Annotated in this window: 16 protein-coding genes; 11 read left to right on the top strand and 5 right to left on the bottom strand. The window is 67.1% G+C overall.

The genetic code is table 11. From position 1 onward, the window contains the following. Nucleotides 1-70: 70 nt before the first annotated feature. The 4 genes from fabF to fabD all read right to left on the bottom strand — a co-directional run bounded on the left by fabF (nucleotide 71) and on the right by fabD (nucleotide 3,536). Nucleotides 71-1,336 (bottom strand): beta-ketoacyl-ACP synthase II, encoded by a 1,266-nt coding sequence (gene fabF, locus N7I30_RS14210; RefSeq protein WP_498639705.1) that lies wholly within the window; start codon nucleotides 1,334-1,336, stop codon nucleotides 71-73. A 40-nt stretch (nucleotides 1,337-1,376) separates the two neighbouring features. Further along, on the bottom strand, nucleotides 1,377-1,613 hold the full coding sequence (locus N7I30_RS14205; RefSeq protein ID WP_009209380.1) for an acyl carrier protein: 237 nt from the start codon (nucleotides 1,611-1,613) through the stop codon (nucleotides 1,377-1,379). A gap of 184 nt (nucleotides 1,614-1,797) precedes the next feature. After that, nucleotides 1,798-2,535 (bottom strand): 3-oxoacyl-[acyl-carrier-protein] reductase, encoded by a 738-nt coding sequence (gene fabG / locus N7I30_RS14200; RefSeq protein WP_188076882.1) that lies wholly within the window; start codon nucleotides 2,533-2,535, stop codon nucleotides 1,798-1,800. Between the two features lie 68 nt (nucleotides 2,536-2,603). Next, nucleotides 2,604-3,536, bottom strand: coding sequence for an ACP S-malonyltransferase (gene fabD / locus N7I30_RS14195; RefSeq protein WP_498639702.1), 933 nt, complete (start codon nucleotides 3,534-3,536; stop codon nucleotides 2,604-2,606). Between the two features lie 408 nt (nucleotides 3,537-3,944). On the opposite strand from fabD, the gene rpsF reads away from it, so the two are divergent. The 7 genes from rpsF (at nucleotide 3,945) to alr (ending at nucleotide 10,783) form a co-directional block, all read left to right on the top strand. Then, on the top strand, nucleotides 3,945-4,385 hold the full coding sequence (rpsF, locus tag N7I30_RS14190; protein WP_009209377.1) for a 30S ribosomal protein S6: 441 nt from the start codon (nucleotides 3,945-3,947) through the stop codon (nucleotides 4,383-4,385). A gap of 6 nt (nucleotides 4,386-4,391) precedes the next feature. Next, nucleotides 4,392-4,640 carry a 30S ribosomal protein S18 gene (gene rpsR, locus N7I30_RS14185; protein ID WP_024350500.1) on the top strand — a complete coding sequence of 83 codons (249 nt, stop codon included), beginning with the start codon at nucleotides 4,392-4,394 and terminating at the stop codon, nucleotides 4,638-4,640. Nucleotides 4,641-4,805: 165 nt separating this feature from the next. Continuing rightward, on the top strand, nucleotides 4,806-5,771 hold the full coding sequence (locus N7I30_RS14180) for a hypothetical protein (protein WP_187391863.1): 966 nt from the start codon (nucleotides 4,806-4,808) through the stop codon (nucleotides 5,769-5,771). A gap of 33 nt (nucleotides 5,772-5,804) precedes the next feature. Continuing rightward, complete coding sequence (rplI, locus tag N7I30_RS14175; protein WP_024350498.1) at nucleotides 5,805-6,413, top strand: 50S ribosomal protein L9; 609 nt, start codon at nucleotides 5,805-5,807, stop codon at nucleotides 6,411-6,413. Between the two features lie 214 nt (nucleotides 6,414-6,627). After that, nucleotides 6,628-7,917 carry a cyclopropane fatty acid synthase gene (locus N7I30_RS14170; RefSeq protein ID WP_498639697.1) on the top strand — a complete coding sequence of 430 codons (1,290 nt, stop codon included), beginning with the start codon at nucleotides 6,628-6,630 and terminating at the stop codon, nucleotides 7,915-7,917. 212 nt (nucleotides 7,918-8,129) lie between these two features. Beyond that, entirely contained in the window at nucleotides 8,130-9,617 is a 1,488-nt protein-coding gene (locus tag N7I30_RS14165) for a replicative DNA helicase (RefSeq protein ID WP_024350496.1), read from the top strand. A gap of 38 nt (nucleotides 9,618-9,655) precedes the next feature. After that, nucleotides 9,656-10,783: an alanine racemase gene (alr, locus tag N7I30_RS14160; protein ID WP_498639696.1), complete on the top strand. Its 1,128-nt coding sequence runs from the start codon at nucleotides 9,656-9,658 to the stop codon at nucleotides 10,781-10,783. On the opposite strand, the gene N7I30_RS14155 is transcribed toward alr, so the two are convergent. After that, entirely contained in the window at nucleotides 10,780-11,097 is a 318-nt protein-coding gene (locus N7I30_RS14155) for a DUF1294 domain-containing protein (protein ID WP_498639694.1), read from the bottom strand. The genes alr and N7I30_RS14155 overlap by 4 nt on opposite strands. A 173-nt stretch (nucleotides 11,098-11,270) precedes the next feature. Here N7I30_RS14155 and radA point away from each other — a divergent pair, with 173 nt between their 5' ends. The 4 genes from radA (at nucleotide 11,271) to N7I30_RS14135 (ending at nucleotide 15,746) form a co-directional block, all read left to right on the top strand. Next, nucleotides 11,271-12,659, top strand: coding sequence for a DNA repair protein RadA (gene radA / locus N7I30_RS14150; RefSeq protein ID WP_498639692.1), 1,389 nt, complete (start codon nucleotides 11,271-11,273; stop codon nucleotides 12,657-12,659). A gap of 120 nt (nucleotides 12,660-12,779) precedes the next feature. Next, nucleotides 12,780-13,394, top strand: coding sequence for a CvpA family protein (locus N7I30_RS14145; protein WP_475363827.1), 615 nt, complete (start codon nucleotides 12,780-12,782; stop codon nucleotides 13,392-13,394). Nucleotides 13,395-13,516: 122 nt separating this feature from the next. Beyond that, the gene (purF, locus tag N7I30_RS14140) at nucleotides 13,517-14,968 is read left to right on the top strand and encodes an amidophosphoribosyltransferase (protein WP_009209368.1); all 1,452 of its coding nucleotides are present in this window, start codon (nucleotides 13,517-13,519) and stop codon (nucleotides 14,966-14,968) included. Nucleotides 14,969-15,005: 37 nt separating this feature from the next. Then, a complete protein-coding gene (locus N7I30_RS14135) occupies nucleotides 15,006-15,746 on the top strand; it encodes an SDR family NAD(P)-dependent oxidoreductase (protein WP_498639689.1) in 741 nt (246 codons plus the stop codon). Nucleotides 15,747-15,751: the final 5 nt, after the last annotated feature.

Genomic DNA, 15,751 nt, shown 5'->3' with positions numbered 1-15,751 from the left:
CCGAAGCACCATCGGATTGTGGCGAAAGCCCGAACGGCAGCGGCGGCATCATGCGCCGCCGCCATCGTTGTCAGTCGGCCACGCGTCGCAGCACGAGCGAAGCATTGGTGCCGCCGAAGCCGAAGGAGTTCGACAGCGCCACGTCGATGCGCTTTTCGCGCTTCTCGTGCGGAACGAGATCGATCTTGGTCTCCACCGACGGATTGTCGAGATTCAGCGTCGGCGGTGCGACATTGTCGCGGATCGCCAGCGCCGAGAAGATCGCCTCGACGGAGCCCGCCGCGCCGAGCAGATGCCCGATCGCGGATTTGGTGGACGACATGGTGATGCCGCTGGCGGCATCGCCGACCAGCCGCTCGATCGCCCTGAGTTCGATCTCGTCGCCCAGCGGCGTCGAGGTGCCGTGGGCGTTGACATAGTCGAGCTCCGACGGCTGCACGCCGGCCCGCTTCATCGCCGCCGACATGCAGCGGAACGCGCCGTCGCCGTCGGAGGCCGGAGCCGTGATGTGATAGGCGTCGCCCGACATGCCGTAGCCGGTGACCTCGGCATAGATTTTCGCGCCGCGCGCCTTGGCGTGCTCGTATTCTTCCAGAACGACCACACCGGCGCCCTCGCCCATGACGAAGCCGTCGCGGTCGCGGTCGTAGGGCCGTGAACCGGCCGTCGGGTTGTCGTTGAAGTGGGTGGACAGCGCCTTGCAAGCGGCAAAGCCGGCCATAGCGAGGCGGCCGACCGGTGATTCCGCACCGCCCGCAACCATCACGTCGGCATCGCCGAGCGCGATCAGTCGCGACGCGTCGCCGATGGCATGCGCGCCGGTCGAGCAGGCCGTGACCACCGAATGATTCGGGCCCTTCAATCCGTTGCGGATCGACACATGGCCGGAGGCCAGGTTGATCAGGCTGCCGGGAATGAAGAACGGGCTGATGCGCCGGGGGCCCTTCTCGGCCAGGATCAGCGACGTGCGCTCGATCCCCTGCAGGCCGCCGATCCCCGAACCGATCAGAACGCCGGAAGCGATCTGGTCCTCGTAGGTCTCGGGATGCCAGTTGGCATCGTCGAGGGCCTCGGAAGCAGCTGCGACAGCGTAGATGATGAAGTCATCGACCTTGCGCTGCTCCTTCGGCTCCATCCAGTGGTCCGGATCGAAGGTGCCGTCCTGGCCGTCGCCGCGCGGAATCTGCCCGGCGATCTGACACGCCAGGTCGTCGACCTGGAAGTTGTCGACACGCTTCAGGCCGCTTTCGCCATTCAGCAGACGTTTCCATGTGACGCCGGCACCCGCCCCGAGGGGCGTGACCATGCCGACGCCTGTAATGACTACTCGTCTCATCAATCGCTCTTCGCCCAGGCGGTTAGGCCGCCCGATTGGGTCAGGCCTGGTTCTTCTCGATGAACTTGACCGCGTCGCCGACCGTCAGGATGGTCTCGGCGGCATCATCGGGAATCTCGACGCCAAACTCTTCCTCGAAAGCCATGACGAGCTCGACCGTATCGAGGCTGTCGGCGCCCAGATCGTCGATGAAGCTCGCGTTGTCCGTGACCTTCTCCTGCTCGACGCCCAGGTGTTCGACGACGATCTTCTTCACTCGCTCAGCGGTATCGCTCATTGTCAGTCCTCTATTGCGATTGGTTTCGCCGCTTTCGTTAGACGTGGCACGACGCATTATCAAGCGTTGTGGTCATCCTCGTCGCGGCCAGTCCGCAGGCAACGACAGCGGAAAATTCGAAGTGCCGGCGCATAGCATGCCCTGCCGCGGTGGCCAAGCGGCCAGCGGCGGGGCAGCCGTGCCCTCAGATCATGGCCATGCCGCCGTTGACGTGCAGGGTCTGGCCGGTGACGTAGCCGGCCTCGTTGGACGCCAGATACACCGCCGATGCGGCGATTTCATCGGCTTCGCCCATGCGCTTCATCGGGATCGCCCCCATGATCGCGTCCTTCTGCTTGTCGTTCAGCTTCTCGGTCATGGCGCTGGCGATGAAGCCGGGCGCGATGCAATTCACCGTCACCGAGCGCGAGGCGATTTCCTGGGCAAGCGATTTCGACAGGCCGATCATGCCCGCCTTCGCCGCACAATAATTCGCCTGGCCGGGATTGCCGGTGACGCCGACGATCGAGGTGATGTTGATGATTCGCCCGAAGCGGCGCCGCATCATCGGATGGGTCACGCCGCGCGTCAGGCGGAACGCCGCCGTCAGGTCGACCTCCAGCACCGCGTCCCAGTCCTCGTCCGACATGCGCACGAACAGCCCGTCGCGGGTGATGCCGGCATTGTTGACCAGGATGTCGACGCCCTGCATCTCGGCCTCGGCGGTTTCGGCCAGCCGCTTCTGCTCGGCCCGGTCGGACAGATCGGCGGGAAACACCATCGCCCGCTCGCCCAGCGAAGCGGCCAGGTCGTCCAGCTTCTCGCGTCGGGTGCCGTGCAGGCCCACGGTCGCACCGGCGCCGTGCAGGGCGCGGGCGATAGCCTCGCCGATGCCGCCGCTGGCGCCGGTCACGAGCGCCTTGCGCCCGGTCAGATCGAACATGTCGGATTCCCTCCGTTATGGTCTGCTCCGCAGCGCCAGGCGCCTGCGGCTCTCTCTAGATAGGATGATCAGCCGGCGGTGAAAGCGCGGACATCGTCCGCGGTGCTGATGGCGCGCCCTTCGAGGCTGCGATCGATTCGCCGAGCGAGCCCCGTGAGGACCTTGCCGCTGCCGATCTCGACCAGCGCATTCACGCCGTTGGCTGCCAGCCATTCGACGCTTTCGCGCCAGCGCACCTGGCCCGTCACCTGCCGCACCAGCCGCTCGCGGATCTCGGCGGGATCGGATGTCGGACCGGCCGTCACGTTGGTCACGACAGGAACGCGCGGAACCAGGATCTCGGCATCGGCCAGCGCCTCGGCCATGCGATCGGCCGCCGGCTGCATCAGCCGGCAATGGAAGGGCGCGGACACCGACAGCGGCAGCGCTCGCTTGGCGCCCCGCTCCTGCGCCAGCGCTATGGCCCGGTCGATCGCCGCGGCATTGCCGGAAATGACGATCTGGCCGCCGCCATTGTCATTGGCCGGCTCGCAGACCTCGCCCTCGGCAGCGTCCTCGCAGAGCTTGGCGACCGCCTCGGCATCGAGGCCGATGATCGCCGCCATGGAGCCCGCACCGCTCGGCACGGCCTCCTGCATGGCATTGCCGCGGATGCGCAGGAGCTTCGCCGTCTGCCCGATCGATAGCGCGCCGACCGCGGCGAGCGCCGAATATTCGCCGAGCGAGTGGCCGGCGACATAGGCCGCCGTCTCCACCGAGAAGCCTTCGGCCTCCAGGGCGCGGATCGCCGCCATCGACACCGCCATCAGGGCCGGCTGGGCATTCTCGGTCAGCGTCAGACGGTCCTCGGGTCCCTCGAAGATAAGCTCCGACAGCTTTTCGCCGAGCGCCTCGTCGACCTCGTCGAAGACGGCACGGCTGGCGTCGAAGCTGTCATAGAGAGTGCGGCCCATGCCGACGCTCTGACTGCCCTGTCCCGGAAAGACCAGTGCGGTGGTCATGCGGCTCTCCCTTGTGTTGCTGGTTGCAAAACGAGTGCAGGCAATGGTTTGGTCAAGCCCGTCCTGTCAAGCAGGCCGCCCGATCCGTGCTGGAGCCCGGGTGCGACAGCCCGGCCGAGACGCGGCGCCCGCGTGGCGAATGTCCGCCGGGACTTGCCAAACGCCGCACAAGCGGGTAGTGGCACCCTCCTCATTGTCCGGGTCTCAGCTGGGGGCTGAACGGAAAGCTGTCGATGTCGTCGACAACAGATGCCAAAAGGTATCGGTTTCCCGTGTCTCCGCTCTCGACCGTTCTTGTACTGACGCCTTTCCGATCGTCCTGCTTCCCGCGGGTTTCGCACGAAAGTCGTTGAGGCTTAGCCGCTGTACCCGGGCGAATGCGAACGTGAAACGGAAAGGCGATAGCGCATGGCTCTGTACGAGCACGTATTTCTCGCGCGCCAGGATATCTCGAACCAGCAGGTCGAGCAGCTCGTCGAGCAGCTCCGCGGCATTCTCGAGACCAATGGCGGCAAGATCGGCAAGGTGGAAAACTGGGGTCTGAAGACCCTCACCTTCCGCATCAAGAAGAACCGCAAGGCGTATTACACGCTGATGAACATCGACGCCCCGTCGGCGGCGGTGCAGGAGATGGAGCGCCAGATGCGCTTCAACGAAGACATCCTGCGCTACATGACGATCCGCGTGGAAGAGCACGAGGAAGGCCAGTCGGCCATGATGCAGAAGCGCGACGATCGTCCGCGCCGTGGCGATCGTGGCGACCGCCCGCGTCGTGACCGCGAAGACGGCCCGCGCCGCGACCGCGACGACGACCGTCCCCGCCGCCCCCGCGACACCGATTCGGAGTAAGCCAAGATGGTCGATATCGCCCAGCTTCCCACCCGCCGGCCCTTCCATCGCCGTCGCAAGTCCGACCCGTTCGCCGGCACCGATTCGCCGAAGATCGACTACAAGGACGTGCGCCTGCTGCAGCGCTACATCTCCGAGCGTGGCAAGATCGTGCCGTCGCGCATCACGGCCGTGTCGCAGAAGAACCAGCGGGCTCTTGCCCAGGCCATCAAGCGCGCGCGCTTCCTCGGCCTTCTGCCCTACGTCCTGAAGTAGGACCGACCACATCTCCGGCGGCGCTCATGGCGCCGCCGGCTTTCCGGACGCATCAGGCGGCGCCGGAATGATGGGACGAAAGCCGGCATGGTGCCGCGACCGTCCGCAAAGCCGAGTTGGGGCATCTGGCCTCTAACTGCCACGAGCAGGACAGCGAACGAGTTCATGCAGCCCACCGCCATCATCATCGCGATCATATCCGGCCTTGCCAGCGCGCTGCTGTTCGCCGGTATCGTGCTGCAGTCGAGCTCCGCCGTCAGCCTTGCGCTGGCCGCCCCCATTCCCATCGCCATTGCCAGCCTCGGCTGGGGATCGACCGCCGGTTTCGTCTCCGCCGCCGTCGCCACCGCGGCGATCTATGCCATCGCCCAGTCCGTGCCGAGCGCGCTGACGCTGCTCGCCTCCATGGCGCTGCCGACGGCCGTCGCCGGTCATCTCGTCGGGCTGGCCCGCCCGCTGGCCGACGATGCGCCGCGCCCGCTGGGTGCCGCGAACGCCGCCCCGCCCCTCGACTGGTATCCGCTGTCGCGCGTGCTCATGGCGATCACGCTGATGGCGGTCGGCTCCTGCATCTTTCTCGGCTGGTATCTCGGCTTCGACCCCGAGGACTTCATTCCCGCCGTCGTCGACGCCCTGCGCCAGAGCGGCGGCGCCATGGACACGGCGACCGACGACGAGCGCCGCGCCATCGCGCAGCTGATCATCGGCCTCGTTCCCTTCGTCCAGCCGGCCGTCCTGGCGATCTCGCTGATCGTCGGGCTGTATCTCGGCGCCGCCATCGTGCGCGTCTCGGGCCGCCTGCCGCGGCCGAAGGACGACATTCCGACGAGCGCGCAGCTGCCGCAGATCAGCCTCGTGATCTTCGCCGTGGCCGCCGGCGCCGCTTTTGCCGGCGGCACGATCGGCCTTCTCGGCGACGTGCTCCTCGGTGGCTTCGCCGCCGCCTTCACGCTGGTCGGCCTCGCGGCGCTGCATCGCCGAACCCGCGGACGCCAGGGCCGTTTTCTGGTCCTGTTCTCCAGCTATGCGGCGCTGATCCTGCTTTCCTTCCCGATCGTCCTGTTTCTGGCGATGGGGATCTACGAAACCTGGCGGCGCCCGGACGATCCGGCACCGACCGGTCGCAACTGATCCAAGAACCAAACCTCCTGAAAGGACAGACCAATGGACGTCATTCTTCTCGAACGCATCGCCAAGCTCGGCCAGATGGGCGAGACCGTGAAGGTTCGCGACGGCTTCGCCCGCAACTTCCTGCTGCCGTCGGGCCGTGCGCTGCGCGCCAACGAAGCCAATGCTGCGCGCTTCGAAGCGCAGAAGGACCAGCTCATCGCGCGCAACGAAGAGCGCAAGGCCGAGGCCCAGGGCGTCGCCTCGTCGCTCAACGGCAAGAGCTTCATCGTCGTGCGCCAGGCCGGAGAGACCGGTCAGCTCTACGGTTCGGTCTCCACCCGCGACATCGCCGACCTGCTCGCAGCGGCCGACTTCAAGGTCAACCGCAACGACATCCAGCTCAACCAGCCGATCAAGACCATCGGCGTGCACCCGATCACGATCGCGCTGCATCCCGAGGTCGACGTCAGCATCTCGATCAACGTCGCCCGTTCGCAGGACGAAGCCGAGCGCCAGGCGCGCGGTGAAGACCTGACCTCCGCCGATGCGATCTACGGCATCGACGAGGAAGAGGAAGAGCTGGACGAGGACGAGCTGGACGGCGAGGAAGTCGAAGCCGGCGAGACCGACGAAGCGACCGCAGAGTCCGACGAGACCAACTGATCGGCAGTCGCCGGCGGGCCCTGCCCGCGCCGGCGATCCTGCAGCGATCCGTAACGAGAGGGGCCGGCATTGATTGCCGGCCCCTTTTGCGTTGGGATCGCGCCTCTTCCCATCGCGCCGCAGGCTCATAAGATAAGGAAGGCAGTGCATACCAAGCGATAAGTTCCCGTGACGCCGCGAGCCGTCAGGCTCAGGCCGACGCAGGAGTGGTGACATGAACCGCATACTCGCGACGTATCTGAAGCATCTTCTCGTCTTCGGCGATCTCACCGTGACCGACAGTGACGGTCGCGTGACCCGCTGGGGCGACGGCACCGGCGATCCGGTGCATCTGCGCTTCAACACGGCGGCCGCCGAACGCGGCGTGGCGATCAATCCCGGCCTGAAATTCGGCGAAGCCTACATGAATGGCGGCGTCGACATCACCGAGGGCACGATCTTCGACATGCTGGCGCTGGTCTTCCGCAATGCCGGCAACAAGGCCCAGAACGAGCCGTGGATGCGGGCGATCGCCCGGCTGCGCCTGATCTATCGCCGGGTGATCCAGAACAACACGCCGCAGCGCGCGCGCCGGAACGTCAAGCACCACTACGATCTGTCGTCGGAGCTCTACGACCTGTTCCTCGACGTCGACCGGCAATATTCCTGCGCCTATTTCGACCGGCCAGGCGCCGGGCTCGACGAGGCGCAACTCGCCAAGAAGCGCCATATCGCCGCCAAGCTGGCCTTCGACCGGCCGGGGCTGAAGACGCTGGACATCGGCTGCGGCTGGGGCGGCATGGGCCTGTATCTCGCGCGCCATCTGGACGCCGACGTCACCGGCATCACCCTGTCCGACGAGCAACTGGGCATCGCCCGCTCAAGGGCCGACGAGGCCGGGCTCTCCGACCATCTGCGCTTCGAGATCGCCGATTACCGCGACACCGCCGGCCCCTTCGACCGCATCGTCTCGGTGGGCATGTTCGAGCATGTCGGGGTCGACTTCTACGACGATTATTTCCGCCAGTGCGCCCGCCTCCTGGACGAGGACGGGGTGATGCTGCTGCACACGATCGGGCGCTGGGACGAGCCGGCCAACACCAATGCCTTCATCAACAAGTACATCTTCCCCGGGGGCTATCTGCCGTCCCTGTCGCAGATCGCCCATTCGGTCGAGCGCGCCGGCCTGATCATCAGCGATGTCGAGGTGCTGCGGCTTCACTACGCCGAGACGATCCGCCACTGGCGCGACCGCTTCGCCGCCCGCCGCGACGAGGCCAAGGCGCTGTATGACGAGCGCTTCTGCCGGATGTGGGAGTTCTACCTCGCCGCGTCGGAAACCGCGTTCCGCTGGCAGGATTGCGTCGTCTTCCAGGTCCAGCTGACGAGGAAGGTCGACACCCTGCCGATTACCCGGGACTACATGCTGGAAGCCGAAGCCAGGCTGCGCGAACTCGAGCAGCGGGACACCGTCCGCCCGATCGCCGCCGGACGGACCGAAATGGACCGGCAGGCCGCGGAATAGTCATTCGGGCCGAAGGGACACCGGCGCACCCGTCAACAGCCGCGCCGGTTATCCCCGATCTTATCCACCGTCACGCCGCCCATCGTGGCGGTTTCGCCGATGCGGATCACTCACCGCCGGATCGGCGTCACGGCCGGTGCGAATCGCTGGCAGCGGACGGCCCTGTGGTGTAGTCAGAACGCTTCCTGAAGCGATGGCAGAGGTGACGCGGCATGGCGGATGCAGCGCGCAAGATGGACGATGACGCGGCGGCGCTCTATCGCGAGGCTCCGAGCAATATCGAGGCCGAGCAGGCGCTGCTGGGCGCCATGCTGGTCAACAACGACGCCTATTACGTCGTCCACGATTTCCTGAAGCCCGACCATTTCTTCGAGCCCCTGCACCGGGAGATCTTCGCCAAGACGTCCGAGATGATCCGGATGGGCAAGATCGCCAATCCGGTGACGATCAAGACGTTCCTGGCCGCCGGCGACAAGGTCGGCGACCTGACCGTGGCGCAGTATCTCGCGCGTCTGGCCGCCGAGGCGACGACGATCATCAACGCGTCGGATTACGGCCGGGCGATCTACGACCTCGCCATCCGGCGCTCGCTGATCCGCATCGGCGAGGATGTCGTCAACATCGCCTTCGACGCGCCCCTGGACATGGAGCCCAAGGCGCAGATCGAGGACGCGGAGCGCCGGCTGTTCGAACTGGCCGAGACCGGCCGCTACGATGGCGGTTTCCAGTCCTTCACGGAAGCCGTGACGCTTGCCGTCGAGATGGCGACCGCCGCCAAGGACCGCGACGGCGGCCTCTCGGGCGTCTCCTCCGGGATCAGCGCCCTCGACCGCAGCATGGGCGGCCTGCAGGCGTCGGATCTGATCATCCTTGCCGGCCGACCGGCCATGGGCAAGACCTCGCTTGCCACCAACATCGCCTTCAACATTGCCGCCGCCTACGAGCCGGCCGAGCAGGCGGACGGCTCCTTCAAGGCCAAGAACGGCGGCGTCGTCGGCTTCTTCAGCCTGGAAATGTCGGCCGAGCAGCTCGCCACCCGCATCATCTCCGAGCAGACCGAGATCTCCTCCTCGAAGATCCGGCGCGGCAACATCAACGATCAGGAGCTGGTCAAGCTCGTCGGCTGCTCCGAGACGATGCAGCGGATCCCGCTCTATATCGACCAGACCGGTGGTATCTCGATCGCCCAGCTCTCGGCGCGGGCAAGGCGCCTGAAACGCCAGCGCGGCCTCGACGTCATGGTCATCGACTACGTCCAGCTGATGCAGGGCTCGAGCCGCACCCAGGGCAACCGCGTGCAGGAGATCACCGAGATCACCACCGGCCTCAAGGCGCTGGCAAAGGAGCTGGCCGTCCCGATCATCGCCCTGTCGCAGCTCTCGCGTCAGGTGGAAAACCGCGACGACAAGCGGCCGCAGCTCGCCGATCTGCGCGAGTCGGGCTCGATCGAGCAGGACGCCGACGTGGTGATGTTCGTTTATCGCGAGGAATATTACCTCGCCAACCGCGAGCCCAAGCCCGGCACGGACGACCATCTGAAATGGGAGCAGGCGCTGAACGAGACCCGCGGCAAGGCCGAGGTGATCATCGCCAAACAGCGACACGGCCCGACCGCCACCGTGCCCCTCGCCTTCCAGGCCGAATACACCCGCTTCACCGATCTCGCCGACGACAGCTATCTGCCGGAACGGTTCGAATAGCCGGTGCGACCGTGACTGCTCCGCACCATTTTGGGCGCATGCCCGTGGTCGAGATCGACCGCGCGGCGCTGGCCGCCAACTGGACCCTGCTGGCCGCACGCAATCCCGGCGCGCGCACCGGCGCCGCGGTCAAGGCCGACGGCTATGGTCTCGGCGCCGCCGAGACCGCCCGCACGCTCCACGGCGCGGGCTGCCGCGACTTCTTCGTCGCCTGGGCCGAGGAGGGCCGGATCGTCCGGGCCGCGCTCGATGCCCTGAAGCGTCCCGATGACGGCACCACACAGCCGCGCATCTTTGTCCTCCAGGGGCTCGAACCCGCCAGCGTTTCCCTGCATCTCGACGCCGGTCTGATCCCGGTCCTCTCGACGCCCGGTGACATCGCCGTCTGGCGAGATGGTCTGAAGACGGCCGGACGGCGCGCCCCGGCGGCGATCCAGCTCGAAACCGGCATGAACCGGCTGGGGCTCGACCGCGCCGATGCCAAAGCCGCAGCTGACCTCGCCGCATCCGGCGAACTCGATCTGGCCCTGGTGATGAGCCATCTCGCCTCGGCCGACGAACCGACGGACCAGAGCGCCCGGCAGCAGGCCCGGTTCCGGGAACTGGCCGCGCTGTTTCCCGGCGTGCCGCGTTCGCTCGCCAATTCCGCTGCGGTGTTTCTCGGCGAAGAATTCGGCTTCGACCTCACCCGTCCGGGGATCGCCCTTTACGGCGGCGAGGCGGGGCCGGCTTCGCGCGGCGTCCTGCGGCCGGTCGCGCGCCTCACCGCCGCCATCCTGCAGGTCCGCACCGCCACTGCCGGCGAGGCCGCCGGCTATGGCGCCGCCGCACCGCTCACACGTGAGACGCGGATTGCGACGGTCGGCCTCGGCTATGCCGATGGTTATCACCGCGCCGCCTCGGGCGCCGGGGTGGCCGTGCGCGACGTGCGGCCCGGACCGCAGGCCGTCGTCGCCGGGCAGCGCGTGCCCGTACTGGGACGCGTCTCGATGGATCTGACCCTTCTCGATGTCACCGATGTTCCGGATGACGCGCTCGCGCCCGGCGATCGGGCCGAGTTCTTCGGCCCGAACCTGTCGATCGACGCGGTGGCCAGTGCGGCCGGCACGATCGCCTATGAATTGCTGACCGGTCTCGGTCCGAGGGTCGAGCGCCGCTGGTCCTAGCCGATCTGTCCCACGATCCATTGCTGCACCGTATCGGCCCCCAGCACGAGAACTGCCATGCCGAACCCCACGATCAGGAGCACCTGCATGGCCGCGATCGCCCAGAGCTGCGTGCGGAACGGCTCCTTGCGCATCTTGTGACGGATGATCTGCTGCGCCGCGATGGCCCCGACGCTGCCGCCCATCAGCGCATAGCGCAGCAGCGTGCTCTCCGGCGTGCGCCGCACCCCGGCCCGCGCTTTGGTCTTGTCGAACACGAAGGCCCAATAGGCGGCGATATTCACCGCCACGAGATAGAAACCGATGATCAGCATCGTCGCCTCGCGCTCAGGTTGCGGCAACGATCATCGCACCGCGGGATTGCCGAACCCTTGCCGTGCCAACCGTAGCTGGCCGGCCCGCAAATCACGGCGCAATGCCGGGCCAATCGCAGACTTGTTTTTGTTTTGTTCTTGACTGACGGGCGCCCGGAAACCAAGAAGGCGCCATGGCCAAAGCGAAACCTTCCTTCATCTGCCAAAACTGCGGCACGGTCTACACGCGCTGGCAGGGCAAGTGCGAATCCTGCGGCGAATGGAACACCGTCGTCGAGGAGAACGCCTCCGGCGGCATCGGCGGCGGGCCCCAGCGCGGTCGCCGCAAGGGCACGCCCTCGGCGCTGCTGCCGCTGTCGGGCGAGCTCGAAGAGGCGCCGCGCATCGTCTCCGGCATCGATGAGCTCGACCGGGCGACCGGCGGCGGCATCGTGCGCGGCTCCGCCCTCCTGATCGGCGGCGATCCCGGCATCGGCAAGTCGACCCTCCTGATGCAGACCGCAGCCGCCCTGTCGCGGCGCGGGCACAGCGTCGTCTATGTCTCGGGCGAAGAGGCGGTGGCGCAGGTGCGGCTGCGCGCCCAGCGGCTCAACGCGGCCGATACCGACGTTCAGCTCATGGCCGAGACCAATGTCGAGGACATCCTGGCGACCCTTGCCGAGGCGCGGCGTCCCGACCTCGTCATCATCGATTCGATCCAGACCCTGTGGAGCGACCTCGCCGAATCGGCACCCGGCACGGTGACCCAGGTGCGGGTCGGCGTACAGGCGATGATCCGCTTCGCCAAGGCGAGCGGCGCCGCCGTCATCCTTGTCGGCCACGTCACCAAGGAAGGCCAGATCGCAGGCCCGCGGGTGGTCGAGCACATGGTCGATGCCGTCCTCTATTTCGAAGGCGAAGGCGGCCATCACTACCGCATTCTGCGCACCGTCAAGAACCGCTTCGGCCCCACCGACGAGATCGGCGTCTTCGAGATGGGCGATCTCGGCCTGCGCGAGGTGCAGAACCCGTCCGAGCTGTTCCTGGGCGAGCGCAACGAGAAGGCCGCCGGCGCCGCCGTCTTCGCCGGCATGGAGGGCACTCGGCCGGTCCTCGTCGAGATCCAGGCCCTCGTCGCGCCGTCGGCCCTCGGCACGCCGCGCCGTGCCGTCCTCGGCTGGGACCAGCCGCGGCTGGCCATGGTGCTGGCGGTGCTGGAGGCCCATTGTGGCGTGCGCCTCGGCCAGCATGACGTCTATCTCAACGTCGCCGGCGGTTTCCGCATTTCCGAGCCGGCGGCCGATCTGGCCGTCGCCGCGGCGCTGGTCTCCTCGCTCAGCGGCGCGCCCCTGCCCGCAGATTGCGTCTATTTCGGCGAGATCAGCCTGTCCGGCTCGGTGCGCCCGGTCGGCCAGGCGGCGCAGCGGCTGAAGGAGGCGGAAAAGCTGGGCTTCCGGCAGGCCGTCCTGCCGTCGGGCAGCCCCGACCTGCCGCGCACCCGCGACATGGTTGCCAACGAGATCGAGGCCCTGCCCGATCTCGTCGCGCGGGTCGCGGCGGGCGGCAATGGGAGCGAGGCTTGATTTTCCGGCAAGTCCCTAGTGTAAAACTGTCATGAAAAGCGCTACAGCGTGGGCGAGCGGGGCAGCCCGGACGATCCCGCGCCCGCCCGCACGATCCATATGCCTACGGGGCCATCCTTCATGACCGTCACGCTTCTCGATGCGATTCTCTTCGCGATCATGCTGGTCTCGGCGCTGCTCGCCATGGTCCGCGGCTTCTCGCGGGAGATCCTGTCGGTCGTCTCATGGCTGGTCGCGGCGGCCGCGGCCTTCTTCTTCTACAAGCCGCTGACCCCCTATGCCGCCGAGTACATCGCCTCCGACACCGTCGCCATGGTGGCGGCCGCCGCAGCGATCTTCCTCGTCGTCCTGATCATCGTCTCCTTCATCACCCTGCGCATCGCCGACTTCATCATCGACAGCCGCATCGGTGCGCTCGACCGCACGCTCGGCTTCATCTTCGGCGCCGTGCGCGGCCTGCTCCTCGTCGTCGTGGCGATGCTGTTCTTCAACTGGCTTGCCCCCGAGAACCAGCCGGACTGGATCGCCGGCGCGCGCTCCAAGCCGTTCCTCGACAATCTCGGCCAGCAGCTCGTGGCCGCCCTGCCCGACAACCCGGAAGAGGTCATCCTCGACAGCATCCGCGGGCCGCAGGATGCGGATGGCGTTCCCGAGGGCACGGCGACGCCCGGCGAGCCGACCTCGATCGAAGGTGTCATCGAAGGCACCGACACCCCGACGCAGCCGGCGAACTAGCCGGCGTTGCGGCCGCGGCATGATCTCTTCGCTCACCGCCTCGCATGCGACGACATAAGCGCGTATAGGGTGGGGCATCTAACGGACGGCCGACCGACAACGGCAAACGGCGGATAAAATCGATGGATGACACGCCTTTCGGCGATGACTCGCTGCACGAAGAGTGCGGCGTTTTCGGCATTTTCAAACGGACCGATGCGGCCGCACTGACCACGCTCGGCCTGCATGCCCTGCAGCACCGGGGCCAGGAGGCGGCCGGCATTGTCTCCTTCGACGGGAGCCAGTTCCATGTCGAGCGCCACGCCGGCCTGATCGGCGATACCTTCACCAAGCAGGCGGTCCTCGAGCGCCTGCCCGGTTCCTCGGCCATCGGCCACACGCGCTACGCCACCACCGGTGGCGGCGGCCTGCGCAACGTCCAGCCCTTCTTCGCCGAATTGTCGGCCGGCGGTTTCGCCGTCGCCCACAACGGCAACATCACCAACGCCATGACCGTGCAGCGCGAATTGCAGCGCCGCGGCTCGATCTTTTCCTCCACCTCCGACACCGAGACGATCCTGCATCTGGTGGCCACCAGCGCCGCCCGGCTGTTCGTGGAAAAGCTCGTCGACGCGCTGACGCGGCTCGAAGGCGCCTTCTCGCTGGTCGGCCTGTCGTCGAAGAAGATGGTCGGCGTGCGCGACCCGCTGGGCATTCGCCCGCTGGTCCTCGGCGATCTCGAAGGCTCGCCCATCCTGGCATCCGAGACCTGCGCCCTCGACATCATCGGCGCCGACTTCGTGCGCGACATTGAGCCCGGCGAGATGGTCGTCATCAGCGACGACGGGATCGAGAGCATCTTCCCGTTCCAGGCGCGGCGCGCCCGCTTCTGCATCTTCGAATATGTCTATTTCGCCCGGCCCGATTCCACCGTCGAAGGCCGCAACGTCTACGAGATCCGCAAGAAGATCGGCGGCGAGCTGGCCCGCGAGAGCCATCCCGAGGCCGATCTCGTCGTGCCGGTTCCCGATTCGGGCGTTCCGGCGGCGATCGGCTACGCGCAGGAGTCCAACCTGCCCTTCGAACTCGGCATCATCCGCAATCACTATGTCGGCCGGACCTTCATCCAGCCGACGGACTCGATCCGCCACATGGGCGTGAAGCTCAAGCACAACGCCAACCGGCGCATGCTGGAGGGCAAGCGGGTCATCCTCGTCGACGATTCGATCGTGCGCGGCACCACCAGCCAGAAGATCGTCCAGATGGTCCGCGAGGCCGGCGCGACCGAGGTGCACATGCGCATCGCCTCGCCGCCGACGCGTGCGAGCTGCTTCTACGGCGTCGACACGCCGGAAAAGGCCAAGCTGCTCGCCTCGCGGATGACGGTCGAAGAAATGGCCGACTTCATCAAGGTCGACTCCCTCGCCTTCCTGTCGATCGACGGGCTCTACCGGGCCACCGACGAGCCGTCGCGCAACAAGATGGCCCCGCAATTCTGCGACGCCTGTTTCACCGGCGACTATCCGACCTCGCTGACCGATCAGGAGGGCGTCGAGAACGTCCGTCCCCTGACGCTGCTCGGCGGCGCCGGCTGAGACCCCAGACCATATCCATTCTACCGGCAGACAGCAGATGACAAAGCAGCTTCAGGATCGCGTCGCACTGGTCACCGGTGCCTCGCGCGGCATCGGCTACCAGATCGCCAAAGGGCTTGCCGCCGAGGGCGCGCATGTGATCGCGGTCGCGCGCACGGTGGGCGGTCTCGAGGAGTTCGACGACGAGATCAAGGCGCTGGGCGGCTCGGCCACCCTGGTGCCGCTCGACCTGACCGACATGGGCGGCATCGACCGTCTCGGCGGGGCGATCCACGAGCGCTGGGGCAAGCTCGACGTGCTGGTGGCCAATGCCGGCCTCCTGGGCGTCCTGGCGCCCATCGGCCACATCGAGGCGAAGGTCTTCGACAAGACGATGACGGTGAACGTCAACGCCACCTGGCGGCTGATCCGGACCACCGACCCGCTGCTGCGCAAGTCCGACGCCGGGCGCGCCATCATCATGTCCTCGGGCGCGGCGCATTCCGCCAAGGCCTACTGGTCGCTCTACGCGGCCACCAAGGCGGCCTGCGAGGCGCTGGTGAAGTCCTGGGCCAACGAGACCGAGAACCTGCCGCTGCGCGTCAACTCGGTCAATCCGGGTGCCACCCGCACCGCCATGCGCGCATTGGCCATGCCGGGCGAGGACGCCAAGACCCTGCCGACCCCGCGCGAGGTCGCGGCCAAGATCGTTCCCCTCGCCTTCGCCGACGTCACCGCGACGGGCAAGCTGTTCGACGTGCGGCAGGATCGCTTCCTGGACTATCGCGACCCCGCCTGAGGGTC

The sequence above is a fragment of the Aurantimonas litoralis genome (genome assembly GCF_026153195.1).
GTDB lineage: Bacteria > Pseudomonadota > Alphaproteobacteria > Rhizobiales > Rhizobiaceae > Aurantimonas > Aurantimonas coralicida.
This window is presented reverse-complemented; position numbering and strand designations above follow the sequence as displayed.